Source organism: Catenuloplanes sp. NPDC051500 (genome assembly GCF_044454585.1).
Taxonomy (GTDB): Bacteria; Actinomycetota; Actinomycetes; order Mycobacteriales; family Micromonosporaceae; genus Catenuloplanes.
Genome location: NZ_JBITDX010000009.1, coordinates 182,319 through 207,775, shown reverse-complemented (window position 1 = coordinate 207,775; position 25,457 = coordinate 182,319). Strand labels below are relative to the sequence as shown.

22 protein-coding genes are annotated in these 25,457 nt (G+C 71.8%); 14 read left to right on the top strand and 8 right to left on the bottom strand.

The annotated features are described in order from the left end of the window. Positions 1-10 precede the first annotated feature (10 nt). From ACIA8K_RS20280 to ACIA8K_RS20245, 8 genes are all read left to right on the top strand, one after another. Complete coding sequence (locus tag ACIA8K_RS20280; protein ID WP_396061248.1) at positions 11-1,399, top strand: DUF4331 domain-containing protein; 1,389 nt, start codon at positions 11-13, stop codon at positions 1,397-1,399. Between the two features lie 22 nt (positions 1,400-1,421). Then, positions 1,422-1,754 (top strand): phospholipase, encoded by a 333-nt coding sequence (locus tag ACIA8K_RS20275; protein ID WP_396061246.1) that lies wholly within the window; start codon positions 1,422-1,424, stop codon positions 1,752-1,754. Positions 1,755-1,825: 71 nt separating this feature from the next. Beyond that, positions 1,826-2,359: a GNAT family N-acetyltransferase gene (locus ACIA8K_RS20270; protein ID WP_396061244.1), complete on the top strand. Its 534-nt coding sequence runs from the start codon at positions 1,826-1,828 to the stop codon at positions 2,357-2,359. Between the two features lie 42 nt (positions 2,360-2,401). Continuing rightward, positions 2,402-3,562 carry a response regulator gene (locus ACIA8K_RS20265; RefSeq protein ID WP_396061242.1) on the top strand — a complete coding sequence of 387 codons (1,161 nt, stop codon included), beginning with the start codon at positions 2,402-2,404 and terminating at the stop codon, positions 3,560-3,562. Further along, the gene (locus ACIA8K_RS20260) at positions 3,559-3,945 is read left to right on the top strand and encodes an Hpt domain-containing protein (RefSeq protein ID WP_396061240.1); all 387 of its coding nucleotides are present in this window, start codon (positions 3,559-3,561) and stop codon (positions 3,943-3,945) included. The genes ACIA8K_RS20265 and ACIA8K_RS20260 overlap by 4 nt, the downstream gene beginning before the upstream one ends. A 144-nt stretch (positions 3,946-4,089) precedes the next feature. Further along, positions 4,090-4,500 (top strand): GNAT family N-acetyltransferase, encoded by a 411-nt coding sequence (locus ACIA8K_RS20255; protein WP_396061238.1) that lies wholly within the window; start codon positions 4,090-4,092, stop codon positions 4,498-4,500. Positions 4,501-5,738: 1,238 nt separating this feature from the next. Further along, a complete protein-coding gene (locus tag ACIA8K_RS20250; RefSeq protein ID WP_396061235.1) occupies positions 5,739-5,936 on the top strand; it encodes a hypothetical protein in 198 nt (65 codons plus the stop codon). A 95-nt stretch (positions 5,937-6,031) separates the two neighbouring features. Continuing rightward, complete coding sequence (locus tag ACIA8K_RS20245) at positions 6,032-6,823, top strand: spermidine synthase (RefSeq protein WP_396061232.1); 792 nt, start codon at positions 6,032-6,034, stop codon at positions 6,821-6,823. On the opposite strand, the gene ACIA8K_RS20240 is transcribed toward ACIA8K_RS20245, so the two are convergent. Genes ACIA8K_RS20240 through ACIA8K_RS20230 form a run of 3 tightly spaced genes read right to left on the bottom strand, consistent with a single transcriptional unit; the run spans position 6,813 to position 9,940 of the window. Beyond that, positions 6,813-7,820, bottom strand: a complete 1,008-nt coding sequence (locus ACIA8K_RS20240; RefSeq protein ID WP_396061230.1) for an acyl-CoA dehydrogenase family protein — start codon at positions 7,818-7,820, stop codon at positions 6,813-6,815. The genes ACIA8K_RS20245 and ACIA8K_RS20240 overlap by 11 nt on opposite strands. A gap of 19 nt (positions 7,821-7,839) precedes the next feature. Next, a complete protein-coding gene (locus ACIA8K_RS20235) occupies positions 7,840-9,063 on the bottom strand; it encodes an FAD/NAD(P)-binding protein (protein WP_396061227.1) in 1,224 nt (407 codons plus the stop codon). A 37-nt stretch (positions 9,064-9,100) separates the two neighbouring features. Continuing rightward, positions 9,101-9,940, bottom strand: coding sequence for a DUF3626 domain-containing protein (locus ACIA8K_RS20230; RefSeq protein ID WP_396061224.1), 840 nt, complete (start codon positions 9,938-9,940; stop codon positions 9,101-9,103). Between the two features lie 170 nt (positions 9,941-10,110). Here ACIA8K_RS20230 and ACIA8K_RS20225 point away from each other — a divergent pair, with 170 nt between their 5' ends. After that, on the top strand, positions 10,111-10,452 hold the full coding sequence (locus ACIA8K_RS20225; RefSeq protein WP_396061221.1) for an ArsR/SmtB family transcription factor: 342 nt from the start codon (positions 10,111-10,113) through the stop codon (positions 10,450-10,452). Next, positions 10,449-10,919: an SRPBCC family protein gene (locus tag ACIA8K_RS20220; protein WP_396061218.1), complete on the top strand. Its 471-nt coding sequence runs from the start codon at positions 10,449-10,451 to the stop codon at positions 10,917-10,919. Before ACIA8K_RS20225 ends, ACIA8K_RS20220 begins: the two co-directional genes overlap by 4 nt. A gap of 65 nt (positions 10,920-10,984) precedes the next feature. Here the strand turns inward: ACIA8K_RS20220 and ACIA8K_RS20215 are convergent, their stop codons facing one another. Further along, on the bottom strand, positions 10,985-12,127 hold the full coding sequence (locus ACIA8K_RS20215) for a hypothetical protein (protein WP_396061215.1): 1,143 nt from the start codon (positions 12,125-12,127) through the stop codon (positions 10,985-10,987). Positions 12,128-12,194: 67 nt separating this feature from the next. Next, complete coding sequence (locus tag ACIA8K_RS20210) at positions 12,195-13,715, bottom strand: deoxyguanosinetriphosphate triphosphohydrolase family protein (RefSeq protein ID WP_396061212.1); 1,521 nt, start codon at positions 13,713-13,715, stop codon at positions 12,195-12,197. Positions 13,716-14,023: 308 nt separating this feature from the next. On the opposite strand from ACIA8K_RS20210, the gene ACIA8K_RS20205 reads away from it, so the two are divergent. From ACIA8K_RS20205 to ACIA8K_RS20195, 3 genes are all read left to right on the top strand, one after another. Further along, entirely contained in the window at positions 14,024-16,690 is a 2,667-nt protein-coding gene (locus tag ACIA8K_RS20205; protein WP_396061625.1) for a Tex family protein, read from the top strand. A gap of 185 nt (positions 16,691-16,875) precedes the next feature. Then, entirely contained in the window at positions 16,876-18,102 is a 1,227-nt protein-coding gene (gene aroA, locus ACIA8K_RS20200; RefSeq protein WP_396061209.1) for a 3-phosphoshikimate 1-carboxyvinyltransferase, read from the top strand. 257 nt (positions 18,103-18,359) lie between these two features. After that, a complete protein-coding gene (locus ACIA8K_RS20195; RefSeq protein WP_396061206.1) occupies positions 18,360-18,629 on the top strand; it encodes a hypothetical protein in 270 nt (89 codons plus the stop codon). Here ACIA8K_RS20195 and rox read toward each other — a convergent pair. The 3 genes from rox to ACIA8K_RS20180 form a co-directional block, all read right to left on the bottom strand. Further along, positions 18,626-20,116 (bottom strand): rifampin monooxygenase, encoded by a 1,491-nt coding sequence (gene rox, locus ACIA8K_RS20190; RefSeq protein ID WP_396061203.1) that lies wholly within the window; start codon positions 20,114-20,116, stop codon positions 18,626-18,628. The genes ACIA8K_RS20195 and rox overlap by 4 nt on opposite strands. 75 nt (positions 20,117-20,191) lie before the next feature. Beyond that, a complete protein-coding gene (locus tag ACIA8K_RS20185) occupies positions 20,192-20,761 on the bottom strand; it encodes a GNAT family N-acetyltransferase (protein ID WP_396061201.1) in 570 nt (189 codons plus the stop codon). 58 nt (positions 20,762-20,819) lie between these two features. After that, positions 20,820-22,874 (bottom strand): PAS domain S-box protein, encoded by a 2,055-nt coding sequence (locus tag ACIA8K_RS20180; RefSeq protein WP_396061198.1) that lies wholly within the window; start codon positions 22,872-22,874, stop codon positions 20,820-20,822. 255 nt (positions 22,875-23,129) lie between these two features. Here ACIA8K_RS20180 and ACIA8K_RS20175 point away from each other — a divergent pair, with 255 nt between their 5' ends. Beyond that, complete coding sequence (locus tag ACIA8K_RS20175; protein ID WP_396061195.1) at positions 23,130-25,331, top strand: MMPL family transporter; 2,202 nt, start codon at positions 23,130-23,132, stop codon at positions 25,329-25,331. The last annotated feature ends 126 nt before the right edge of the window (positions 25,332-25,457 follow it).

Genomic DNA, 25,457 nt, shown 5'->3' with positions numbered 1-25,457 from the left:
GGTAAACAGCATGTCTTCGCACCGCGAGGCCCCCGAGATCTCGAAAGACCCGGTTGCCGACAGCACCGACCTTTACGCGTTCGTCAGCCCGGACAAGCCGGACACCGTGACGATTATCGCGAACTACCTGCCGCTCCAGGTCCCGTCCGGTGGCCCGAACTTCTTCGAGTTCGGCGACGACGTGCTCTACGAGATTCACATCGACAACAACGGCGACTCCAAGGCCGACATCACGTACCAATTCCGGTTCCGGACCGAGATCACCAACGACCGGACGTTCCTCTACAACACGGGACCGATCGAGACGCTCGACGACAAGGACTGGAACCGCAAGCAGTTCTACACGGTCACCTGCGTCGACATGCACGGCAAGGCCACCATCGTCGGCAAGGACATCCCCTGCCCGCCGTGCAACATCGGCCCGTCGTCCACACCCGACTACGGCAAGCTCGCCAAGGACGCGGTCTACAAGCTGGAGAGCGGCGCGCGCGTCTTCGCCGGCCAGCGCGCGGACGGCTTCTTCGTCGACCTCGGCGCCATCTTCGACCTCGGCACGCTGCGCCCGTTCCAGAACCTGCACCTCACCGGCAAGAACATCTTCGACGCGCCCGGCGACGGCGTGAACGCGCTGGACAAGACGAACGTGCACAGCATCGCGCTCCAGCTGCCGCTCACCTCGGTCACCAAGGACGGCAAGAAGTACAAGTACACCGAGGGCGCGGCGACCATCGGCGTGTGGACCACCGCCAGCCGCCGCCAGGTCCGGGTGCTGCACGGCAAGAACGGCGACGACCTCGACCTCGGCCCGACCGTGCAGGTCTCCCGGCTCGGCAACCCGCTGTTCAACGAGGTCATCGTGCCGATGGCGCAGAAGGACAAGTTCAACGCGCTGGAGCCGGCCGAGGACAAGCAGTTCGCCGAGTTCGTCGCCCAGCCCGAACTCGCCGGCCTCCTCCCGGTCCTCTACCCGGACGTCTTCCCGAACCTGGAGAAGCTCGTCGCGGACAAGACCGAGCGCGCCGACCTGCTCGCGATCCTGCTCACCGGCATCCCCGAGGGCATCATCGAAGGCTTCACGAACTTCACCGGCGAGACCCAGTCCGACATGCTGCGCCTGAACACCGCGATCCCGCCGACCGCTAAGCCCAACGCGTTCGGACTGGTCGCCGGCGACGCGGCCGGCTGGCCCAACGGCCGCCGCCCCGAGGACGACGTGGTCGGCATCGCACTGCGCGCGGTCGCGGGCGCCACGTTCCCGCTGATCGACAAGGACTTCAAGCCGGACGAGGCGACAGGCCTGCTGGAGCAGGGCATCACGGCGAAGGACGTCTCCGCGGGGTTCCTGGGCCACTTCCCGTACCTGGGCCTGCCCTACGACGGCTTTAACAACCCGTCCTGACCGTCCTTTAAGGAGCGTCGCGATGCACACTCACCACCACCACCACAACTACGGCACCTCCGAGACCGGCAGCGTGATGCTCGACATCGGGCGGGACACCGGCGCGCTTGTCATCTACACCGGGCCGGAGCAGCAGGGCCTGGAGATCGAGATCAGCCCGCTGGACCTGATCCCGGCACAGCGCACCCACGTCGCGGTCCGCGAGCGCCTGGTCAACCAGGGCAAGCTCTACTGCGCGGTGTACCCGAGCCTGCCCGCCGGCCGTTACGCCGTCTGGCGCGGCGAGGCCGAGCAGGCCGGCACCGTGGAGATCGCCGCGTCCCGCGTCGCCGAATTCTCCTGGCCGGTCAACTGATCCACGCAACCCATTCGGGGGTACGGGCGAACTCGCTCGTACCCCCGAAAGCTTTTCCCTAGTCTGAGCCGATGTCGCACCAGCTCCGGCTCGCCACCGCCGACGACCTGCCCCTCCTCGCGCCTATCGAACGCGCGGCCGGCGCCTGCTTCGCGGACGTCGGCATGCCGGAGATCGCAGCCGACGAGCCCTTCTCCCTGGACGAGCTGGCTGTCTACCAGCGGGACGGGCGGGCCTGGGTGGCCGTGGGTGAGCCCCTCACCTACCCGCCTGCCGGGGGTGAGCCGGTCGCCTACCTGCTGGCCGACCGGGTTGACGATGCCGCGCACGTCGAGCAGGTCTCCGTGCATCCCGCGCATGCGGGCCATGGGATCGGCGCCGCGCTCATCGACGTCTGCGCCACGTGGGGCCGCGGCTGGGGCGCCCGCACCACCACGCTGACCACCTTCGCGGACGTGCCGTGGAACGCGCCCTACTACGCCCGGCTCGGCTTCACAGTCGTCCCGGCCTCCTCGCTGACGCCAGGGCTCGCCGCGCTCCGCGCCCGTGAGAAGGCGCACGGCCTGGACCGGTGGCCCCGGGTCGCGATGCGCCGGGAGTCCTAAAGCCCGCGCTGCCCGATCCGATGGGGCGAGCAGGAGGTTCCGATGGCCGACCACCCCTCAGTGCTGCTCGTCGACGACGACGAGGCTGTGCTCGACACGCTCACGCTCCAACTGCGCGGCGACTTCCGCACGCACACCGCGATGAACGGCCGGGACGCGCTGGCGCTGCTCGCCACGCAGGACGACATCGCGGTCATCGTCTCCGACATGCTCATGCCGGACATGTCCGGCGCGCAGCTGCTCGGCGAGATGCGGCTGCGCCACCCCGACACCACCCGCGTACTGCTCACCGCGCAGGCCGACGTCTCCCACGCGATCGCCGCGATCAACGACGGCGGCGTCTACCGCTTCCTCACCAAACCCTGCCCCACAGGCGAACTGCGCACCACGGTCGGCGACGCGGCCGAACACCACCGGATCGCGGTAGCGGAACGCGCCGTCCTCGACAAGACGCTCCGCGCCAGCCTCCAAGCCCTGTTCGGCTGCCTCGAACTCGCCAACCCCGCCGCCTTCGCCCGCGCCGGCCGGATCCGCGAGCTGGTCACCGCGATCTGCCACGACCTCGGCCTGGACAACCTGTGGGAGATCGAGGTCGCGGCCATGTGCTCCCAGCTCGGCGCGGTCGCGCTCCCGCCCGCGGTGCTCGAGAAGATGGACGCCGGCATCCCGCTCGCCCCACACGAACAGCGCATGGTCGACGCGATGCCGGACGTCGCGGTCCGGCTGCTGGCGGACGTACCCAACCTCGACGACGTCATCGCGATCATCCGCGGCCTCACCTCCCCACCCGACCCCGACGCGCCCCCACTTGTCCCGCTCGCGGTCGGCGTCATCCGTGCCGCCCGCGACTTCGAGAACCACACCGCCCGCGGCGTCTCCGGCGAGGCCGCGCTCCGAGCCCTCGAACAGCAGCCGGACGCGCGCCACCGCCCGGACGCGCTCGCGGCGCTCCGCCGCATCAAAGGCATCACCGCAATCCCCGACACGGTACGGGCGATGGCGCTCGCCGAACTGGAAGTCGGCATGCGGATGGCGGAGAACGTGACAGCCGCCAACGGGCTCGTCCTGATCGGCCGCGGCACCCGCGTGACCGACCTGCTTCTGGAACGGCTGATGAACTTCCGCCACATCGCCCAGATCGCGGAGCCGGTCCTCGCGGTCATCCCGGCCGACCTCGCGTCCCACTGGCGGCAGCCGTCATGACCCCGCCCGCCGACGCCGACCGGGAGACCGCGCTGCGCGACCGGCTGCACGACATCGCCGGCCCGGAGCCGTCCCCGGCGGAACGCGCGCTGATGGTCCGGCTGCTCGAATCATTCCTGCGCAAGGCCCCGATGATGCTCGACCTGCTGGAGGCCGAACTCGCCGCCGCCGACCCGGGCGCGGCCCGCGTCGCCGCCCACGCGCTGCGCGGCTCCGCCTCGAACATCGGCGCGGACGGGCTCGCGGTGCTGGCCGGCGCCGTGGAGGACGAGATCCGCGCCGGCCACCTGCCCGAGACGACGGCGATGGGCGTACTGCGCGCCGAGGCGAACGCGATCCGGCCACTGCTGGAGGCCGCGGTCACCCGGCTCACCGACGGTTAACGCGGGTCGGCACCGCCGTTCGCGGGTCGGCACCGCCGTTCGCGGGTCGGCACCGCCGTTCGCGGGTCGGCACCGCCAGTTCGCGCGGGCCGGCACCGCCTAATCCGGATGCGCGGCCGGTGACGCTGGCCGAGACTCACTCACATGTTCAGCCTCACCGATGACGATCCGGACCTCGAGAAGCGGCTCTCCGACGAACTCGACGCGATAAACGACGCCGCGGTCGGCGCCGACGACCACCGCAACTTGGCGATCCGCCTTACCGGCGACGACGGCGCGCTGATCGGCGGCATCACCGGCTACACCTGGGGCGGATGCGGCGGTATCAACTCACTGTGGCTAGCACCGGAGCACCGCGGGCGTGGGCTCGGCAGCCGGCTCCTGATCGCGGCCGAGGAGGAGATCCGGCGCCGCGGCTGTGACCGGGTGGTGGTCGCCACGATGTCGTTCCATGCGCCGGAGTTCTACGTGCGCCACGGATACCGCGAGGTCGGCTACACGCCGGACATGCCCGGCGGCGTCGGCAAACACCACTTCCACAAACGCTTGGACTGATCGTCGCGTGGCGCACGTCGCGTGGCGCACGTCGCGTGGCGCACGTCGCGTGGCGCACGTCGCGTGGCGCACGTCGCGTGAGTCGTCCTAGGAGGCTGGGCTAATTGCTGTGCGCGGGCGCTTCGCAATCGTCTGCGGCGCTCGGCCGACATCGAAGATCATCAGAGGAGGTCTGGGTGATGGTGGGTGCGGTCTCGCCTCCGGCGGCCCTCCGGGAGGAGCGCTCCGGCTCCGGGGCAGCCGAAAGAGCATTGCGGCTTCGCCTTCCGACCCGGGGTGGCTGGGTTTCGTGTGGCCTGTCTGCCCCGTCTGCCATCGACCCGGGCAGAGCCGAGCAGATCATCGGCAGGGCCGCCAGGCTGAGTGGTGTTGGCAGCGGCTTGATCGGTTCTCGCGAGTCTGCTGGTCACGCTGAGTTCGCCGGGCTCCGGCCCGTGGGTGGGCGCGCGCTGTTGGTCGCGGTTCGCAGTGTTGGTATCTGTCCGTCGGTGGCGGCCCTGCCGATGATCTGCTCCCCGTGGGGCGGGTCGATGGCAGACGGGGCAGCCAGGCGGTCACCTGTGTGTGCTGCGCACTTAACACAAGATCAAGGGTGGGCGGGTAGGGCAACGGCCGGGCCGTGCGAGGCAAGATCCGGGGATCGGGTGTCCATCTGGCGGGAATCAAGATCCTTGCGACTCTGGTGGCCCATTCGGGTGCCTTCAAAGGGCCACCAGAATCGCAAGGATCTTCAATGCGTCTACTGGCCTCTGGGGCGGTCAGGGGTAGCGAGCGGCAGCAGCACCTATATGGCGAAATTTCGGGCGCGGAATCCCCAAAGCCGGGCCTGCCGAAATGTCGGGCGCGGAGCGTTCGCGGCTCAACCCCGACGCCGAACACCCAGTACGCGGCATCCGACGCGGAGCGTCCGAGACTCAACCCCGACGCCGAGCAGGTAAGCGGTGTCCAGCGCGTACTCGCGACGGGGTGAGCCGCCGGGGGGTCGGAATGGCTGCCGCTGCTCTCCGGCACCGGGCGGATTTGGGGGTGCGGCGGGAGCGGCGACGGGAGTGGAAGGGAGGCCCCCTGGGGGCCGAGCGGTGCCCGCGGGAGCGTGCGGGCAGCACCATGCGCAGAGCGGGAAAGCCCGGTTCTCACGTTCGTGTAGCGCGAAGCGCGGGTGGGTAGAAGGGGGTCACTACCACACGGCAGGCAGCGTGCGGGCGGGAATGCCCAACGCTCGATATAGGAGGATTTCCGTGCGCATCGGAGCGGTCGTCATCATCGTTTGGCTCATCATCGGGGCCTTGGCGGCGGGGCAGCGGGGATATTTCGCGAATGACGCGGACAACTGTGCGGAGGTGTCCACGACTGCGGTGACGATCGTGGCGGGGCCGCTGAACTATGTCGGGCTGAACCCGAAGCTCAACTGTGAGGCGCCCGAGCCGTCGAAGTAACGACCGTGACCGAAAGGGCCGGCAAGCGTGCCGGCCCTTTGGTGTCGGCGTAGTTTGGGTGCGTGAATCTGCCTGATCCCGCCGCGGGGATTACCATGCCGACCGGGTTCGGCCGGGCGCAGTTGTCGCCCGATCCGACTGTGCCGGGCGCGTGGACGCTCACGGTGGACGATGTGCCGCAGTCGTGGGTCGACCTCGGTGACCCGACGCGGATGAAGTTCGACTACATGCAGCGGCTTGTCACGGTGGTCGACCTGGCGGCGGCTCCGGGTGCGCCGCTGAGCGTGTTGCACCTGGGCGGGGGCGCGCTGAGCCTGCCGCGGTACGTTGCGGCGACCCGGCCGGGGTCGGCGCAGACAGTGGTGGACCGGGACGAGCTGTTGATGGCGCTGATTTGGGATCGGTTGCCGCTGGCCGACGACGCGGGCGTGACCATGCTGCTCGGCGATGCGCGCGAGACCCTGGAGGGCCTGCCCGACCAGACGTTCGACCTGATCGTGGCGGATGTCTATCAGGCCGCCGTCATGCCGCGCAGCATCTCCAGCACCGGGTTCGTGCGGGAGGCGCGGCGGGCGCTGCGGCCCGGCGGCCTCCTCGCGGTGAACGTGGTGGACAGCCCGCCGCTGGCCCGCACCCGGGTGCTTACCGCGACGCTCGCCGCGGTGCTTCCGGACGTGTGTGTGATGGCCGCGGCCGGCATGCTGAGCGGGCGGCGGTTCGGCAATACGGTGCTTGTCGGCAGCCCGGCCGCGGATCGCATTCCGCGTGAGCGGCTGGCCGCGCGGGCCGCCCGGGAGAAGGACCCGGGCCGGGTGATCGGCGGCGACGCGCTTGCCGGGTTCACGAGCGGGGCGCTGCCGCTGCACGACCCGATCGTCACTCTGTAGTAACCGAGAACCGGGACAGGAGTTCGTCGCGGATGAGCGGCCGCGTGCCGTAGACGAGCAGCATTCCCGCCTCGCGCAGCAGCCGCTCCGGGTGGCCGCCGCGAAGTACGGCCGTCGAGCCCTGGTGCACGATCAGCGCGGTCGCCGCGCGCAGCGCCAGTTCGGAGGCGACCGCGCGGGCCGCGGGCGTCCGCTCCGGGTCGGCGGCGAGCAGGCCGGCGCGGGCCGAGTCGAGCTCCTTGTCAAGCGACGACGGGCCGAGCAGCGCGAGGCAGCGGCGGGCCACGCCGAGCGCCAGGAAGCCGTTGAGGGCGGACCCGGGCGCCTCCGCCCTGGTCCACGCGTCCATCGGCAGCGCGTGCATCAGCCGGTCCGCCGGGACCAGGTGCTCGGAGAAGCGCAGCACCGCGGTCCGGCTGGCCCGCAGCGCGGCGAGGTCCTGCACGGTTCCGGTCAGTGTGCCGGACGGGACCGCGTCGATCAGGAAGAAGCAGGCGGCGCCGCTCTCGTCGCGCGCGCCGACCTGGACCACGTCGATCATGTCCCAGCCGCTTACCCACGGCACCTCGCCGTCGAGCACGTAGCCGCTGTCGACCCGCCGTGCGCGCATCCCCTCGCCGCCCGGCCGCAGCCCGGCGAGCGCCACGCCGCCGCGCACGTCACCTGACGCGAGCCTGCGCAGCCAGGTGTCGCGCAGGCCGGGCGTGCGGCTGGCCGCGGTGCCGAGCACGACGCCGTGGTGCTGCATCCAGACAAGCGTGGTGGTCAGGTCGCCGCTGGCCAGCACCTCAAGCAGGTAGCCGGCCGTGGCCATGTCCTCCATGCCGAGGCCGCCGAGCTCCGCCGGGGCGGCGACGCCGTAGAAGCCGAACCGCTTGAGCATGTCCAGGTGCGACTGGGGCACCCGCCCGGCCCGGTCCACCTCGGCCGCCGCCGGCAGGAACATCTCCTCGGCAATCTGTTCCGCCCGGGAGCGCATCGTCGCCGCATCAGTCATTCCCACAAACTAGCCGGAATCAGGCCGCAACATTCGACCTGTATGCCGCGCCGAGCGTTTCGGCGAGCGCGAGCGCCTGCTCGCGGAGTTCCGGCACCGCTGTGGTCTCCCAGAGTCGCCCGCGCCGCAGCGGCCCGATCACCCACAGCGGCCCGCCGGTCGCGCGCCCGTCCGGCCCCACGTCAAGTCCGAGCCCGAAGGGCCCGACGCGCGCCAGCCCGTCAGCGAGCAGCGCACCTGTCAGCGGGTCCGCCGCGTGCGGCAGCCGCCCCGGCCCGGTCGCGTTCACCACCTGCACACTTTCAAGGTCAACATCTGCGGGGGTACGCACCAGGAGCGCGCCGTTCCGCAGGTGTGCGCGGATCTCCGCCGCCACCGGCGCGGCCATCCGGTGCCGGTGCACGTCCCAGTGCCGCGCGCAGTGCCGCAGGAACCGCTCCCGGTCCGCGTCGCCGGCCGCGAGCCAGAGCGGGTTCGCGTGCGGGCGCACCGCCTCCACCACCGGGCGCCAGCCGCCCGGGTGCCGGTCCGCGATCTCCCGGATCCCCCGGACGAGTGAGCGCAGCGACCCGGATCGGGCCACCAGCGCGCCGACGGCCTCGGTGGCGGGCTCGTCGCGGGGCTCCACGTGGTCGCGCGGCAGCAGCCCGTGCCGGGAGACAAGCGTGATCGGCGCACTCCGGCCGCGTCGCAGCAGCGTGAGCGCGGTGTCGACAGCGGTGAGCCCGGTGCCGGCGACGACCACCGGCCGGTCCGGGTCGATCACGTCGAGCGCGCCCGGCAGCCACGGGTCCGGAACCAGCTCGGGATGTCCGTCGACGAACGCGGGCACCGCGGTCCGGGGCGGCCCGAGCGCGAGCACCACGTGATCGGCACGGATCGGCAGCCCGTCGGCGAGGTGGATCGTCAGGCCGCCAGGCCCTCGGCTGATCCGGATCGCACGCCCGGCCCGCAGGTCGACGGGCGTCTCCGCCAGGACCGCGCGCAGGTAGTCACCGAACAGCCGCCGTGGTGCGTACGCGTCCCCGTCCAGGCCGGCCCAGTCGGCGAAGCCGCGCGCGTCGTCCGCCCCCATCACGCAGGCGCGCGAGTTGAGCAGGTGCCAGGGCTCCGGGCCACGGTAGGCGACGCCGCCGGGCGCCCGGTCGTCGACCATGATCAGGTCCACGCCCGGACATCGGCGGCGCAGTGCACGGGCGGTGAGGATGCCGCTCGCGCCCGCGCCGATGATTGCGACAGTCATGTGGTTCGCCCCCTGGTAGCCCGGTCCGTACCGTTCCTCAACGACCTCCTATCCCTATGGAAACTGTAGGAGATCCGAACCGGGCCAGATAGTGCCAGGCCCACTTGAGCAGCTGCGGGTCGTCGTCGGCCGTACCGATCAGGCGCGGGACCAGCACGCCGTCCCGGGCGAGCCGGCGGGCGCAGTCCCGGCCCGCGTCCGGCCGGTATCCCGGTTCCAGCGCGTCCACAGTGGCGCGGAACCCGGGATGCCACTCCAGCGGGCAGGGCAGCGCGCGGGCCGCCTCCTCCACCGCGGTGCCGGCGAAGCTCGGGTCGAGCACGAGCGCGTCCACGTCCCGGTCGAGCAGCACCGGGCCGTGCACGTGCGCCTCGACGTAGTCGTTCAGCGGATCCTCCGAGGGGGTCGCCTCGAGCAGCGCGACGAGCCCCATCCGCTCGCGCACGCCGAAGTCCGCAGGATCGGCGAAGCTGTCCGGGTAGCAGAACGTGACCCGGTCAAGCACGTGCGGCGCGAGCCGGAAGTACGACGAACCGAAGCGCGGCGACCCGCCGGCCGGGCTGCCGAGATGGTTGAGCGAGCCGTAGACCGGCCGGTGCTCCGGCCCGGCGTCGTCGTAAACACCACCGAACAGCCGGCTCTCCCACCGCCACCTGTCGCCGCCGGGGTGCGCGGTGAGCCCGCCGTTCCCGGTCCCGGTCTCGAACTGGGAGCGGTACCGGTTGTCCCGCCGCATCGCGGCGAGGATCGGCTGCCCGGACACGGTCGGCCGGTCCGGATGGAAGTGCAGCGTGATGGTCAGGCCCGGCGTGAGCGGCGGCCCGGCGGCCGACGCGGCGACGTGCGCGACGGCGCGCCGCCAGATCTCCTCGGTCATCCGACGATGATGATCCAGGCGTCCGTCCGCGGCGAGCCGATTAGCGGCGGGCCGCATCCGCACACGGTGGTGAGCCGGGCTGACGGCGGCTTGGCCAGCGCATTCAACCCGAGGGTTGACAGCGCGAATATAGTCAACGCAGTGGTTGATTAACCGAATGGTTGGGAACGATGACGACTGACGACCGGCTCAGCGAGGTGTTCGGGGCGCTTGCGGATCCGACCCGCCGGGCGATCCTGACCCGGCTCACCGAGGGCGAGGCGACCGTCAACGACCTGGCCGCGCCGTTCCCGGTCAGCCTGCAGGCGATCTCCAAGCACCTCAAGGTTCTTGAACGCGCCGGCCTGATAACCCGCGGCCGGGACGCGCAGTGGCGGCCCTGCCGGCTCGACCCGGCGCCGTTGCGCGAGGTGGCGGACTGGATGGAGCAGTACCGCCGCTTCTGGGACGAGCGCTACGCAAGCCTCGACACCTACCTCAGCGACCTGCAACAGAGGGAGACAGAGCAATGACCGAGCAGCTCAGCGTGACCACACTGTCCGACACCGAGATCGTCATGACCCGGGTCCTGGACGCGCCGCGCACACTTGTCTGGGCCTGCCAGACCCAGGCGGAGCACCTGCGCAAGTGGTGGGGCCGCGGCCACCCGCTGGACGTCGAGATCGACTTCCGGGTCGGCGGGAAGTACAGGTTCGTGGAGCACGCGGACGACGGCAACGCCTACGCGTTCCATGGCGAGTTCCTGGAGATCGAGGAGCCGTCCCGGCTGGTGCAGACGTTCGAGTTCGAGGGCATGCCCGGCCACGTCGTCACCGACTCGCTCGAGCTCACGGAGGAGAACGGCCGCACCACGGTGACCACCACGTCCCGCTTCGACACGAAGGCGGACCGCGACGGGATGGTCGAGTCCGGCATGGCCGACGGGGCGCAGCAGTCCTACGTCGCGCTCGACGCGCTGCTCCGCGAGCTGACGAACTAGGAACAACACGCATCGGGGGTACGGGGTGAGCGCGCGCTCACCCCGTACCCCCGAATGCTTCTGATCTATTGCGGTGGGAAGTTGCCCTGGTGCGGCCGGTGCGGGTACTGGTGAGGTGGGAACGGCTGCTGTGGCGGGAACGGCTGGTGCGGTGGGAACGGCTGGTGCGGTGGGAACGGCTGGTGCGGCATCGGCGGGAACGGGTGCGCCTGGTACAGCAGGTGCTGTGGCAGGGGGCCGTAACCGGTGAACGCGGGCGATGGCGTCAAGCGCTGCGGGCGCGGGCGGGCGTCCGCCGGGCTGAACCAGCGGTGCGTGGTCGGCACCACGAGCAGCACGAACGCGGCGACCGCAAGGAACAGCGCGGTGATCGACAGCACCGGCAGAGCCACATCGGGAACGAGTGTGTTCCGCTCGCCGACCAGATCGTAGAGCCGCGAGTAGAACGCGTCCTCGTGGTAGTAGCTGTCCGGCGACGGCAGCCCGCCCTCGAAGTCCTCGCCGAACGGGTCCGCCGCATACGGATCAGCGCTTGAGTAGTCGTCACCCGTGCCGAACGGGGTGAACACGATCGTGCTCAACGCGCCCGTGGCGCAGAGGAGCAGCGCGATCATGACGATCGGTGTGCCGAGCCCGACCAGGTTGAGGATGCGGGCCACGGTCAGGCCGCGGGCGAGCAGCAGCATGGTGGTGAGCAGCCACCCGGCCAGCAGGATGAGCAGCGACACGGCCACCGCGGTGAACGTCCAGTTCGACAGCCGCTCGGCCGCCGCGTCCGTCTGCGAGGCGCCGCCGACACTCGCGGCATCGGTGATCAGGTTGTTGTAGGCGATCCCCTCCCACAGCGCCCAGCCAGCGAACACGACAAGCAGCCCGACCACCACATACTGGATGATCAGCGCGACATTCACCGTGGCCGGCCGCGGCCCACGCAGCGGCCCGGCGAACTTCGGCGGGCCGGGCTGCGGGTGCGTCCCCATCGGCGGCCCGGTGGCCGCATCGGGGGCGCTGGTCGGCGCGGCGGTGGGTGCGGCGGCCTTGGCCGGCTGGATCGAGATGCCCGGCTGCGGCGGGGCATCGCCGGCGGCGGGCGCCGGCCGCTGGTCGGTGGCGTCCGGTACGGCCTGGCCGGGCTGGCAGGACTGCGCCGTGGGGTCGCCGGCGGACGGCTGTGGCCGCGCGGCGGGATCGGGGGTGGGTGATTGCACGCGCGCACGCTACCGAAATGATCTTCGGTGCGACACCCCGTTCTCCGCCGCCCGGAGACGCCGCCGGTCAGAGCACGAACGCGTCCGTCCACAGTTGACCCGAGCGGCCGGAGAGCGCGTCGAGCATGGCTACGGCCTGGCGGTCGGTGAGCGACGCGACGAAGTCGACGATCGCGCGGCCGCGGGCCAGCGCGGCACGGCGCGGCGTGGCCGGGTCCAGTTCGGCGTGGGCCAGTTCGACAAGGTCGTGCAGGCGGCGGGGCAGGCGGGTGACCTCGTCCGGGTCCTCAAGCCAGGAGAGCAGCGCCTCGACCAGCGTGCCGAGCAGCCGGGCCTGGCCGCGCTGGTGCAACGCGAGGTCCGGGCGCTCCAGCACGAAGCGGTGGTGCACGAACTTGAGAACCTGCACCTCGTGCCACTGCACGGGCGACAGCAACACGTGCCCGGACCGCAGCGACGGGCGCTCGGTCACGGTGATCGCGTCGACAAGGCCGCGCGTCCACGTGTCGGAGAACCGGGAGACCGCGTGTTCGGCCTCGACCGAGCCGTCGAACGGCGCGGAGAGCAGGCCGTCGACAAGTTCGCGGCGCACGTGCGCGACAGCGGTGCCGAACGCCTCGTCGTCGCTGACCCAGGCGTCCTTGCGATGGAGGGTACGGCGCAACCGCTCGATCGACCGGCCGGGCCGGCGGGCGTGCAGCTCAAGCGCCTCGTCCGACTCGATGGCCAGTTCGCCCGCGTGCCGCTGCCAGGCGGACAGCTCGGCCGCGACCTCGCCCTGCCGGAGCACGCCGACGCGGTAGAAGTCCTCGACGTCGTGGATCGCGTACGCGATGTCGTCCGCGGTGTCCATGATCGACGCCTCGGCGGTCTGCTGCCAGTCCGCGATCCGGCCCTCGAACGGCGCCCGCGCCTGGCGCAGGTCGCGGACCTCAGTGCTGTACGCGCTGAACTTCGACGACCCGCTCTCCGGCTCGGCGGCCGGGGCCTTCGCGCCGCGCGGCGCCGGGTCGAGCGTCGACGGGTGCGGGTCCGGATAGCCGCGCCGGGTCCACGGGTACTTCAGCAGCGCGGCCCGGACCGCGGCGGTCAGGTCCAGGCCGATGATCGTCTGGCCCCGGGCCTCGCCGCGGATCTCGGTGCTGGTGACGATGCGGTACGACTGCGCGTTGCCCTCGAACCCGTCGGAGAGTCCGAGCCGCTCCCGGGCCAGCCGGTCCAGCACCCGCTCGCCGAGGTGGCCGAACGGCGGGTGGCCGAGGTCGTGCGCAAGCGACGCGGCCTCGACCACGTCCGGGTCGCAGCCGCCGAGCTTGTCCAGCAGCGCCTGATGCTCCGGGTGCGCCAGCAGCCGTTCCGCGATCGCGCGGCCGACCTGGGCGACCTTGAGGCTGTGCGTGAGCCGGTTGTGCACGAGCAGGCCGGAGCCGCCCGGGCTGATCACCTGCGTGACGCCGGCCAGCCGGGCGAAGAACGTCGAGGTGACGATCCGGTCGCGGTCCGCACGGAACGGCGAGGAGGCGAGATCACCCGGCGCGGGCCCGGCGCCGGACAGGCGCTGTGCGCGGGGGTCCTCGGAGTCGGCCATTCCGCCACGCTAACAGCCTGTTGATCAACATCGGGATCGGCCCGGCGCCGGGGAAGGGCTCCTCACCGCGTACCCGCGAGAGATCTTGATCTAGAAGAACGACGCCGCGTGACCACCACGCACGCGGCGGGATCGGGGTGCGGGGGCGCCCCCGGGGTGGCCCGGTGCGACCCGCCGGGCGGAGCGGGGTGCCGCGACAAGTGTCGGTGGGTGCGGGCAGAATGGCGGCCGTGACAACGTCTGTGGACCCTGCACTGCCCCTGCCCGAGGCGCAGCCCGAGGTGCTCGCGGCGGCCGAGCCCGCGGCGGTGACGCCGACGGCGACCACCGCGGCGTTCGTCGCCGCGAGCGCCGGCGCCATCAACCAGCGCATCGCCGAGGAGCTCGGCGTGCGCGAGGCCCAGGTGGCCGCCGCGGTCGGCCTGCTGGACGGCGGCTCGACCGTGCCGTTCATCGCGCGGTACCGCAAGGAGGTGACCGGCACGCTCGACGACGCGCAGCTTCGCACGCTCGAGGAGCGCCTGCGGTACCTGCGCGAGTTGGAGGAGCGGCGCGCCGCGATCCTCGAGTCGATCCACGGCCAGGGCAAGCTGACCGAGGAGCTGCAGGCGCAGATCCTCGCGTCCGATTCGAAGGCGCGGCTGGAGGACATCTACCTGCCGTTCAAGCCGAAGCGGCGGACCAAGGCGCAGATCGCCCGCGAGGCCGGCCTGCAGCCCCTCGCCGACCTGCTGATCGGCGACCCGACGCGGGACCCGGCCGGTGAGGCCGCGGCCTACGTGTCCGAGGACAAGGGCGTGGCCACGGCGCAGGCCGCGCTTGACGGCGCCCGCGCGATCCTTGTCGAGCGCTTCGCCGAGGACGCGGACCTGATCGGCACGCTTCGCGAGCAGGTCTGGGCGCGCGGCGTGATCGGCTCCAAGGTCCGCGAGGGCAAGGAGGAGGCCGGCGCGAAGTTCAAGGACTACTTCGACTTCTCCGAGCCGCTGACCAAGCTGCCGTCGCACCGCATCCTCGCGCTGTTCCGCGGCGAGAAGGAGGAGGTGCTCGAGGTCTCGCTCTCCCCCGACGCGACCGAGACCGAGGGCCCGACCACGTACGAGCAGGCCATCGCGGCGCGCTTCGGCATCGAGGACCAGGGGCGGCCGGGCGACCGCTGGCTCAAGGACACCGTACGGTGGGCCTGGCGCACCCGCATCCTTGTGCACCTGGAGATCAACCTGCGGTCCCGGCTGTGGCAGGAGGCGGAGGAGGAGGCGGTCCGCGTCTTCGCGGCCAACCTGCGTGACCTGCTGCTCGCCGCGCCGGCCGGCACCCGCGTGACAATGGGTCTCGACCCGGGTCTGCGTACCGGCGTGAAGGTCGCGGTCGTGGACGCCACCGGCAAGGTCGTCGACACCGCCACGATCTACCCGCACGAGCCGCGGAAGAAGTGGGACGAGTCGCTCGCCACGCTCGCGGTGCTGGCCGAGAAGCACAAGGTCGAGCTGATCGCGATCGGCAACGGCACCGCGTCCCGGGAGACGGACAAGCTGGCCGGCGACCTGATCAAGGCGTTCCCGGCGCTGCCGCTCACCAAGATCGTGGTGTCCGAGGCGGGCGCGTCCGTCTACTCCGCCTCGGCGTACGCGTCCGAGGAGCTGCCGGGCCTTGACGTGTCGCTGCGCGGCGCGGTCTCCATCGCCCGCCGCCTCCAGGACCCCCTCGCCGAGCTGGTGAAGATCGACCCGCGCTCGATCGGCGTCGGGCAGTACCAGCACGACCTGTCCGAGGTGAAGCTCTCCCGCTCACTCGACGCGGTCGTCGAGGACTGTGTGAACGGCGTCGGCGTGGACGTGAACACCGCGTCCGCCCCGCTGCTCACCCGGGTCTCCGGCATCGGCGCCGGCCTCGCGGAGAACATCGTGATGCACCGCGACGCGAACGGGCCGTTCCGGTCCCGCAGCGCGCTGAAGCAGGTGCCGCGCCTCGGGCCGAAGGCGTTCGAGCAGTGCGCGGGCTTCCTGCGCATCCCGGCCGGCGACGACCCGCTCGACGCGTCGGGCGTGCACCCGGAGGCGTACCCGGTGGTCCGCCGGATCGTGGACGCGGCCGGCGGTGACCTGAAGACGCTGATCGGCAACGGCAGCGCGCTCAGCCGGCTGGCCCCGCAGCAGTTCGTGGACGAGACGTTCGGTCTGCCCACGGTCACCGACATCATCAAGGAGCTGGAGAAGCCGGGCCGGGACCCGCGACCCGCGTTCAAGACGGCCGCGTTCGCGGACGGCGTGGAGAAGCTCTCCGACCTGGTCCCCGGCATGAAGCTCGAGGGCGTCGTGACGAACGTGGCCGCGTTCGGCGCGTTCGTCGACGTCGGCGTGCACCAGGACGGACTGGTCCACGTGTCCGCGCTGTCCAAGACGTTCGTCAAGGACCCGCGCGAGGTGGTCAAGCCGGGTGACATCGTCACGGTCAAGGTGCTCGACGTGGACATCCCGCGCAAGCGCATCTCGCTCACGCTGCGGCTTGACGACGAGCCGGAGACCGCGGGCGGTGGTGCGCCGCGCGGCGAGCGGCCGCCTCGTGGAGAACGGCCGCAGCGTGGTCCGCGCGCCCAGACCGGAGCGCCGGGCAGTGCCGGCAGTGGCGGGGCCGGTGGCGGCGGTCAGCGCGCCGGGCAGGGCGGCGGCGCGGGTGGCCGCGGCGAGCGTGCCGGTCAGGGCAGCGGTCCCGGCGGCCGTGGCGGTCAGAGCGGCGGCGGTGGCCGTGGTGGCGAACGCGCCGGTCAGGGTGCCGGTGGCGGCCGTGGCGGTGAGCGTGGCGGCCAGGACCGGCGTGGCGGCGGTGGCGGCGGTGGCCGGGACAACAGGTCCGGCGGCGGCCACGGCGCCCGCCCGGACTTCGGCAACTCCGCCCTGGCGGACGCGTTGAAGCGGGCCGGACTCGACAAGGGTCTCAGCTCCGGCGGCGACTCGCGCGACGCGAAGAAGCGCTAGATCTACCGGGCCCCGCGTGGACGTCGCCGTCCGCGCGGGGCTCCTCTCCGTACCCCCGCATGCTCGTTTGTGGTGGGACTCCCGACCGGCGGGACGGGCAGTGAGTCCGTCAGCGTGCCTCTCCCCGACCGATACCATCTGTGACGAGTGGGTTCACGAGCGCAGGGGGTAATTCCGTGTCTGTGGTGGCGATTCCGGGGTCGAAGTCGATCACCGCGCGGGCGCTGTTCCTGGCGGCCGCGGCGGACGGCGACACGGTGCTGCGCCGTCCCCTGCTCTCCGACGACACCGAGGCGTTCGCGAACGGGCTGACAGTGCTCGGCTACGACGTCCGGCGCGGCGGCGAGGACTGGACCATCACCGGCCGGCCGGCCGGACCGGCGCGCGACGACGCGGACGTGTTCTGCCGCGACGCCGCCACCGCCGCCCGTTTCCTGCCCGGCCTGGTCGCGGCCGGGACCGGCACGTTCCGGTTCGACGCGTCCGCGCAGATGCGCCGCCGCCCGGTCGCGCCGCTCACCGCCGCGCTGCGTGCGCTCGGCGTCGACGTCCGGCACACCGGCGAGGACGGCCACCTGCCGCTCACAGTGGTCGCGGACGGCATCAAGGGCGGCGACCTCGAACTTGACGCGAGCCTGTCCTCGCAGTTCCTCACCGCGATGCTGCTGACCGCGCCGCTCACCCGCGAGGGCCTCACCATCACGGTCACCGGCCTGGTCAGCGCGCCCTACGTGGAGATCACTCTCGCCATGATGCGCCGGTTCGGCGTGACAGTGGTCCGGGACGGCGCCACGCTTCACGTCCCGCCGGGCGGCTACAAGGCCACCAGCTACGCGATCGAGCCGGACGCGTCGACCGCAAGCTACTTCTTCGCCGCGGCCGCGCTCACCGGCCGCGAGGTCACCGTGCCCGGGCTCGGCGCCGGCGCACTCCAGGGCGACCTCGGGTTCGTCGAGGTGCTGGGCCGGATGGGCGCGGAGGTCACGATCGGCGCGGACGCCACCACCGTCCGCGGCACCGGCCGGCTGACCGGCATCACCACCAACATGCGCGACATCTCGGACACCATGCCGACGCTCGCCGCGATCGCGCCGTTCGCGGACGGGCCGGTGCGCATCGAGGACGTCTACAACACGCGGGTCAAGGAGTGCGACCGGCTCGACGCGTGCGCGGACAACCTGCGCCGCCAGGGCATCCGCGTCGAGACCGGCGAGGACTGGATCGAGATCCACCCGGGCGTGCCCGCGCCGGCGGAGATCGGCACCCGCCGCGACCACCGGATCGCGATGAGCTTCTCGGTCGCGTCGCTGCGCGCCCCGAAGATCACGCTTGACGATCCGGCGTGCGTGAAGAAGACGTTCCCCGAGTTCCACCAGGTGTTCGGCGCGCTGCGCGCGGAGTGGGACCTCTGAGTTCACGATCAAGGACATCTTCCCGCTCTGCGGGTGGTCCGGCCCGCACGCTCCCGCGGGCTGCGGTCGTCGCTGGCGCTCCTCCCTGCACGTTCCGTGGTCGGCCGCGCCTCAAGCAAAAGCCGCTATCGGCTTTCTGACCTGCGGATTCTCTCAGCGGTTCGTCGCCATAGGCTCCGGTCCGAGCCCACGGTGGGTGACGGTGTTGCGGAAAGCGGGTCGGCGAGATGCGGGCGATCACGAGGCTGTTCGTGTCCATGACGATCGCCGGGGGCGCGGGGGTGTCCGGCCTGGCAGCGGCGGACGTTCCGGCGCTGATGAACGACTACCGGCAACGTGCGGCGGTGGCAGCGGCGCAGGGCGAGTGCCGGGCCGTCGATTTCGCGATCCTGGCGTATACGACCGCGCACGGCCGGACCCCCGTCACTGTGGCGGAGCTGCGAGAATACGACCTGGGCGAGGTGGCGGAATACCGGATCGAGGACGGCCGGGCGGTCGGGCCGGGCTGCGCGGAACCGGCACGCTAGCCCGGGTCCGTGGACAGCGCCTGGGGCGTGTTCGGGTCCGACCCGGCGGGCCGCCCGGGACCGGTGTGGTGGGCCGCGCCGAACCAGCGGGACAGGGCGGTCTCCAGCTCCGCCTGGTCCGCGCCGATCCAGGCGATGTGGCCGTCCGGGCGGAGCAGAACCGCCTCGCCGATGTCCGCGGGGGCGTCGGCGACGCGGTCGACCTGGGCGGACCACGCGTCGGCCGACAGCCGGCCGGTGCCGTCCAGCAGCAGGCCGCGGCCAGCACGCATCAGCGCATAGAGGCGGCCCTGCTTCAGCGGCAGATCGCGCAGACGGCGGCCGACAAGCGCGTTGTCGTCCGCCCCGAAGTCGTACCGAAGCCCGATCGCGGTGATCTTCTCGGTGAGCAGGCGGGTCACCTCCTCGATGTCCATCAGCTCGGACAGCAGCCGGCTCACCGCCCGCGGACCCGGCTCGGTGGACATCAGCGCCATCTGCGCGCGCGTGTTGTCGAGCACGTCGGCCGCGACCGGGCGCCGCTCCGCCTGATAGGTGTCAAGCAGATCGGCCGGCGCCCGGCCGCCGACCGCCGCGGCCAGCTTCCAGCCGAGGTTGAACGCGTCCTGGAGCCCGAGGTTGAGCCCTTGCCCGCCGGTCGGCGGGTGGATGTGCGCGGCGTCGCCGGCCAGGAACGCGCGTCCCGCCCGATAGCTGTCCGCAAGCCGGGTCGCGTCGCCGAACCGGGAGAGCCAGCGCGGCGAGTGCACGCCGAAGTCGGTCCCGCCCACCGCGACGAGTTGCGCCCGGAACTCGTCGATTGTCGGCGGGGTGGCCCGGTCCTCGGCGACGCCCGCGGCCGGGGTGAGCGCGCGGTACACGCCGTCGCCGAGCGGCATCAGACCGAAGCGAAGCGTCGTCTTCCGCGCCTCCGCCACCACGGCCGCGATCTCCTCAGGTGCCGCGGTCGCCTCCATCTCGCCGATGAGCGTGTCGATCCGGTTCGGCTCGCCGGGGAACGGGATGCCGAGCAGCTTCCGGACCGTGCTCCGGCCGCCGTCGCAGCCGACCAGGTAGCGGCCCCGGAGCCGTTCGCCGCCGGCCAGTTCCGCGGTCACGCCGTCGTCGTCCTGGCGGAGGCCGGTCACGGTTCGCCCGCGCCGGATCGCCGCGCCGGCCGCGGTGGCATGCTCCTCGAGCAGACGTTCCGTGACGGTCTGCGGGATTCCCAGCACGTACCCGTGTGCGGTGTCCAGGTGTGCCGGCCACGGCTTCATGATCCCGGCGAAGCCGGCCATCCGGTGCTGCTGCCCGAGCGCGAGGAACGGTTCCAGCAGGCCGCGCTGGTCGAGGAGCTCGATGCTGCGCACGTGCAGTCCGAGCGACCGCACGTAGGGCGGGCGCGCGGCCTCCCGTTCCAGCACCACGACGTGCACGTTGTGCAGGCGCAGCTCGGCGGCGAGCAGCAACCCGGTCGGCCCACCGCCGACGATGAGGACATCAGTCACGGTCGACGATTCTGCGCCGGGACCCGGGTCTTGCGGCAAGCCCCACCACGCGATATACGTTAATTCCGGCGGGAGTTACAGCGCTCTGGCGTAACGCACCTCGTCCAGCGGGAAGCCGCGGGTCTCGTCGCGTTGCACCGCTCCGTCCGGCCGCCAGCCGCCGTGCTCGTAGAAGCGCCGGGCGCGTGCGTTGCCGTCCAGCACCCAGAGCGTGGCCCGGTCGAAGCCGGCCGCGGCGAGCGCGTCCAGTGCGGCGGCCATCAGCATCCGTCCCCCGCCGCCGCCCTGATGCTGCGGCAGCACGTAGATCGCGTAGATCTCCCCGGCGCCGGACGGCGAACCCGTGCGCGACGGGCCGTAGGAGACGAACCCGATCGGTTTGCCGCCGTTGACCTGAATGAGCACGAGCGTTCCGGACGGTGCGGCCTGGTTTGCTCCATCCGTGCCGAACTGTGACGCCTGGTCCGTGCCGGACGGGTGCTCCTGGCCGCGCAGCCGGTCCTGCCAGAACGGGCGCCAGCGGACCGGGTCGAGGGCCCGCAGGTACTCGTCGGGGACGAAGCCGCGGTAGGTGTCCCGCCAGGTGCGCACGTGGATGTCGGCGAGCACGCTGGCGTCGCTGACGGTGGCTGGGCGGGTCCGCACAGCACCCAGTCTGGCAAAGCATCATCAGCAACCCGCCGGGACCGGGACGATCAGGACATCACGCCGTTTCCAGGTCGAGATAGAAGATCGACCCATGCGGTACGGCCGGGAGATATCCGGCATCGCCGCCGTTCGCACGCGCGAGACCTCGGACGATGTACAACCCGAGCCCGGTGCCGGGCCGGCTGGACGCGGTCCGGCGGGCGCGGCTGAACTGCGAGAAGAGCTGGTCACGGAACCCCTCGGGCACCCCCTCGCCCTCGTCCCGCACCGCGATCCGGACCGTGTTTTCAGCCGTACGGGTGACATCGACGGCTACCGCGCCCCCGCCGTACTTGGCCGCGTTGGTCAGGTAGTTGACAAGCATCTGCTGCAGATGGCCGCGATTCACCAGGACCAGCTCCGACACCTCGCCACTTGCGGCGGGCGAACCGGTCAGGTCGATCGCGGCCGCGATTGCGGTGTGGAGCGGCACCGGCTCCCGGTCCGCGTGCAGCCGGCCGGCGTCCAGCGCGACCTGGGTCAGCACCTCGCGGACGAGCGTGTCCAGCCGCCCGGCCTGCCGCCCGATCAGCGCCAGCGCCTCGGTGGTCTCGGCAGGTCCCGCGTCCGGGCCGGCCAGCTCGACAGTGGCCAGGATGGACATCAGCGGAGTGGCGATCTCGTGGCCGAGCATGCCGATCAGGTCGAGCTTGAGCTGGTTCGCGTCCTCCAGCTCGGACAGCGCCGCGGTCCGCTCGGCAAGCAGCTTGTTGATCTCGGCGTAGTCGTCCGCGTGCCGCAGCCCGCCGCTCAGGCTGTGCCCGAGCAGCTCCAGGTGCTGCATGTCGCTGTCGTCGAACGCGCCGGACCGCCGCCCGGTCACCAGCAGCACGCCTGTTACGTGGTCCTCGGACAGCAGCGGCGCGACAAGCACGGACGCGACGTCGGCCCGCCGTCGGGCGTCCTGGTCCACGCGCGGGTCGTTCTCCGGGTCGTCGCAGCGCATCGGGGCCGCGTGGCGTACCGCGTGCCCGCTCAGCGACGTGGCGATCGGCCGCCGCAGCCCGGCGAGCGGCGTCATCGCCCCGGACACCGCGGTGTAGAGCAGGTCGTCGCCGTCGACGAGTGCCACCGCGGCGCCGTCCGCGAGCGGGAACATCTCCAGCGCCCGGTCCGCGACCAGCCGCAGCGTCTCGGCACGGTCGGCGGCGGCCTCGATCACCTCGCGCTGCACCGCGATGGTCTGCCGGAGCCGCGCGGCCAGCAGCGCGGCATGCGACTCGGCCGCGCGTTCGGCGGTGACGTCCCGGGCGGCCACCACCGCGCCGGAGACCGCGCCTGTGGCGTCGCGCAGCTGGCGGGCGGCGCAGACCAGGCGGCGGTCGTCGAGCAGGATCTCCGCGTCCGTGACCACCTCGCCGCACAGCGCACGGATCAGCGGAAGCTGTTCGTACTCCATCGGCGAGCCGTCCGCGTGACGCACGTCGATCTTCCCGAAGAGCTGCCGCATCGGTACGGCCGGAGCCGGGTTGCCGTGCAGGTGCCGGGCCGCCGGGTTGACCGTGGTGATCACCGCGTCCGCGTCGCAGGCGATGACGCCGTCGGAGAGGCTGTCAAGCACGGTGGCGAGGAACATCCGCTCGCGCCGGAGCCGTTCCTCAGCGGCCACCCGGTCGCTGATGTCGTGCAGGAACGCGTGGAACCACCACACGCCGTCGACCTCGTTCGGCCAGATCACCACCTCGACAGTGACCACGTGGCCGTCGCGGTGCAGGGCGGGCAGCGCCAGCCGTTCGCCCGCGACGCGCGCCTCGCCGGTGGCCATGTAGCGCTTCATCCCGCCCGCGTGCGCCTCGCGCAGCGGCTCCGGGATGATCGTGTCGGCCAGGACCAGGCCGATGACCTCGGCGGCGTGCCAGCCGAGCAGGCGTTCCGCGGCCGGGTTCCAGGCGCGGATCAGTCCCTTGGAGTCCATCGACACGAACGCCTCGGTGGTGGTCTCAAGCACCCGCCGCAGGCCGATCGCCTGGGCGATCTCGTCCGCGCGCGCCTCGAGATCAGCGAGCGCGGCCGCCATCTCCGGGCCCGGCGCCGAGGGGCCCGCGGCGGAGGGTCGCGGCTGGGAGGCCACGGGCCACCACCTCCCGCGAGAAACATCCGTCAAGATGACGTTATAAAGGCATAAAAGAGGACGAACTCACGCTAACGCGCGCGCGGTGGTCCGGGGGTCGAATCGGGAAAAGCGGGTAAGCACCCCCCGGCCCCCGCGACCGGTCGTGAAACGTGTTTACTTTTCGGCATCGGTTGGCAGCGCGCCATCACGCCGCTTGACAATCATCGGGACACCGGAGGGTACGCACTCGTGTTCGCGTCATGGGGTTCACTCATGTACCGCCTGCGCTGGACCACGGTGATCGTGGTCGTGGCCGCCTCCATCGCCTCCGGCGTGTGGGGTCTCGGCGTCTTCGGCCAGCTCTCCGAGGGCGGCTACATCGACCCGGGCAGCGAGTCGGCCCGGGCGGCCGAGGTCGCAGAGGAGGCGCTCGGCCCGCAGGGCGGCGACGTCATCGTCATCTACACGCCCGCCACCGGCACCGTCGACGATCCGGGCGTCGCACAGTCCGTCACCGCGGATCTGTCCGCGCTCCCGGCCGGCCGGATCGAGGGCGTCAACTCCTACTGGCAGCTGGCCGCGCTCGCGAGCCAGGCCGCGCAGGCCAACCCACAGGACCCGCGGGCCGCCCAGGCCGCCGCTCAGGCCGCGCAGTTCGCCACGCCGGACAAGCGCAGCGCGATCGCGCTTGTCACGCTTGCCGGCGCGAACGAGACCGAGAAGCTTGCGAACTACCGCGAGCTCAAGGACGAGTTCACTGTGGACGGCGTCGAGACGATGGTCGGTGGCGCGGCCGCGCTTCAGGACTCCACGTCCGAGCGCTCCAAGCAGGACCTGACGCTCGCCGAGGGGGTGTCGCTCCCGGTCGTACTCATCCTGCTGGTGGTGATCTTCGGTTCGCTCGTCGCCGCCGCGCTCCCGGTGCTGGTCGGCGGCCTGGCCGTGCTCGGCGCGCTCGGCGTGCTGCACGTGATCGCGCTGACCACCGAGGTCAACTCGTTCGCCGTCAACGTGGCGAGCCTGCTCGGCCTCGGCATGGCGATCGACTACGGGCTGTTCATGGTGGGCCGGTTCCGGGAGGAGCTAGCCGCCGGACGGGCCACCGCGACCGCGGTGCGCAACACGGTGGCCACCGCGGGCCGTACCGTCGCGTTCTCCGCCACGCTCCTGATCATCGCGCTGGCCGGCCTGATGCTGTTCCCGCAGGGCTTTCTCAAGTCGCTGTCCTACGGCGGCATGTCCGCGGTCGCGCTGGCCGCGTTCACCTCCCTGACGCTGCTCCCGGCCATGCTCGGGCTGCTGGGCCCGCGCGTGGACAAGCTGGCGCTGCCGCGCCGCAAGAAGCAGATCGAGGGCGAAAAACATCTCGTGAGTACGGGCTGGGAGCGCCTGGCCCGCTTCGTGATGAAGCGCCCGGTGCTGATCGCGCTGCCCATCCTCGCGCTGCTGATCTTCCTGGCCGTGCCGATCAAGGGCGTCGAGTTCGGCGAGATCGACGAGCGCGTGCTGCCGTCCGGCGACCCGGCCCGCGAGGCCCTCGCCGAGCTCAAGGCCGAGTTCCCCGCGATGAGCGGCACCGGCGTGCAGATCGTGCTCCGCGGCGCGGACGCGGCCGCCGCCACCCCGTTCGCGGCGCAGGTCGCGGCCGTGGACGGCATCGGCGAGGCCACCGTCTCCGGCGCGCAGAACGACGTCACGGTGATCACCGCGGCGCTTGAGTCCGAGGACGCGCTCGGCCAGGCGTCGAAGGACGCGGTCGAGGAGATCCGCGGGCTGACCCCGCCGTCCGGCGCCGAGGTGCTTGTCGGCGGCTTCACCGCCCGCAACGTCGACAGCCTGGAGGCGACCACCGCGCAGCTGCCGTGGATGGTCCTGCTGCTGGCCGGCGCCACGCTTGTGCTGATGTTCCTGGCGTTCGGCTCGATCCTGCTGCCGATCAAGGCGGTGGTGATGAGCGCGCTGAGCCTGACCGCCACGTTCGGCGTGCTGGTCTTCGTGTTCCAGGAGGGCCACGGCGCCGGCCTGCTCAACGTGACGCCCGCGCCGCTCGAGGTCGGCATCGTGGTGCTGATGGCCGCCGTGGTGTTCGGCCTCTCCACCGACTACGAGGTGTTCCTGCTCTCCCGGATGGTGGAGGCACGGGCCAGGGGCGCGTCGACGGTCGATGCGGTCACCACGGGCATCGTCCGCACCGGCCGGGTGATCAGCGCGGCCGCGATCCTGCTCGTCGTGGTGACCGGCGCGTTCGCGCTCTCCTCGCTGACCATGATGCGCTTCATCGGCGTCGGCATGATCCTGGCGCTGGTCCTGGACGCGACAGTGGTCCGGATGCTTCTGGTCCCGGCCGTGATCCGCCTGCTCGGCGACGCGGCCTGGTGGGCTCCCGGGCCGCTGCGCCGCCTCCAGGAGCGCGCGGGCCTCGCCGAGTCCAACGAGACCGAGGAGGACGCCGGGCTGGTCAGGTCCGGCGCCTGAGCCCGCGCGGCGACGGCGGACCGCGCGTCCGCCGTCGCACCGCACCACCGCATCGCACCACCGAGAGTGAGTGTCGGCTCACAGACACTCAGTGACCAGCGGGGGTGGTCGATGGTGAGCCGTGAT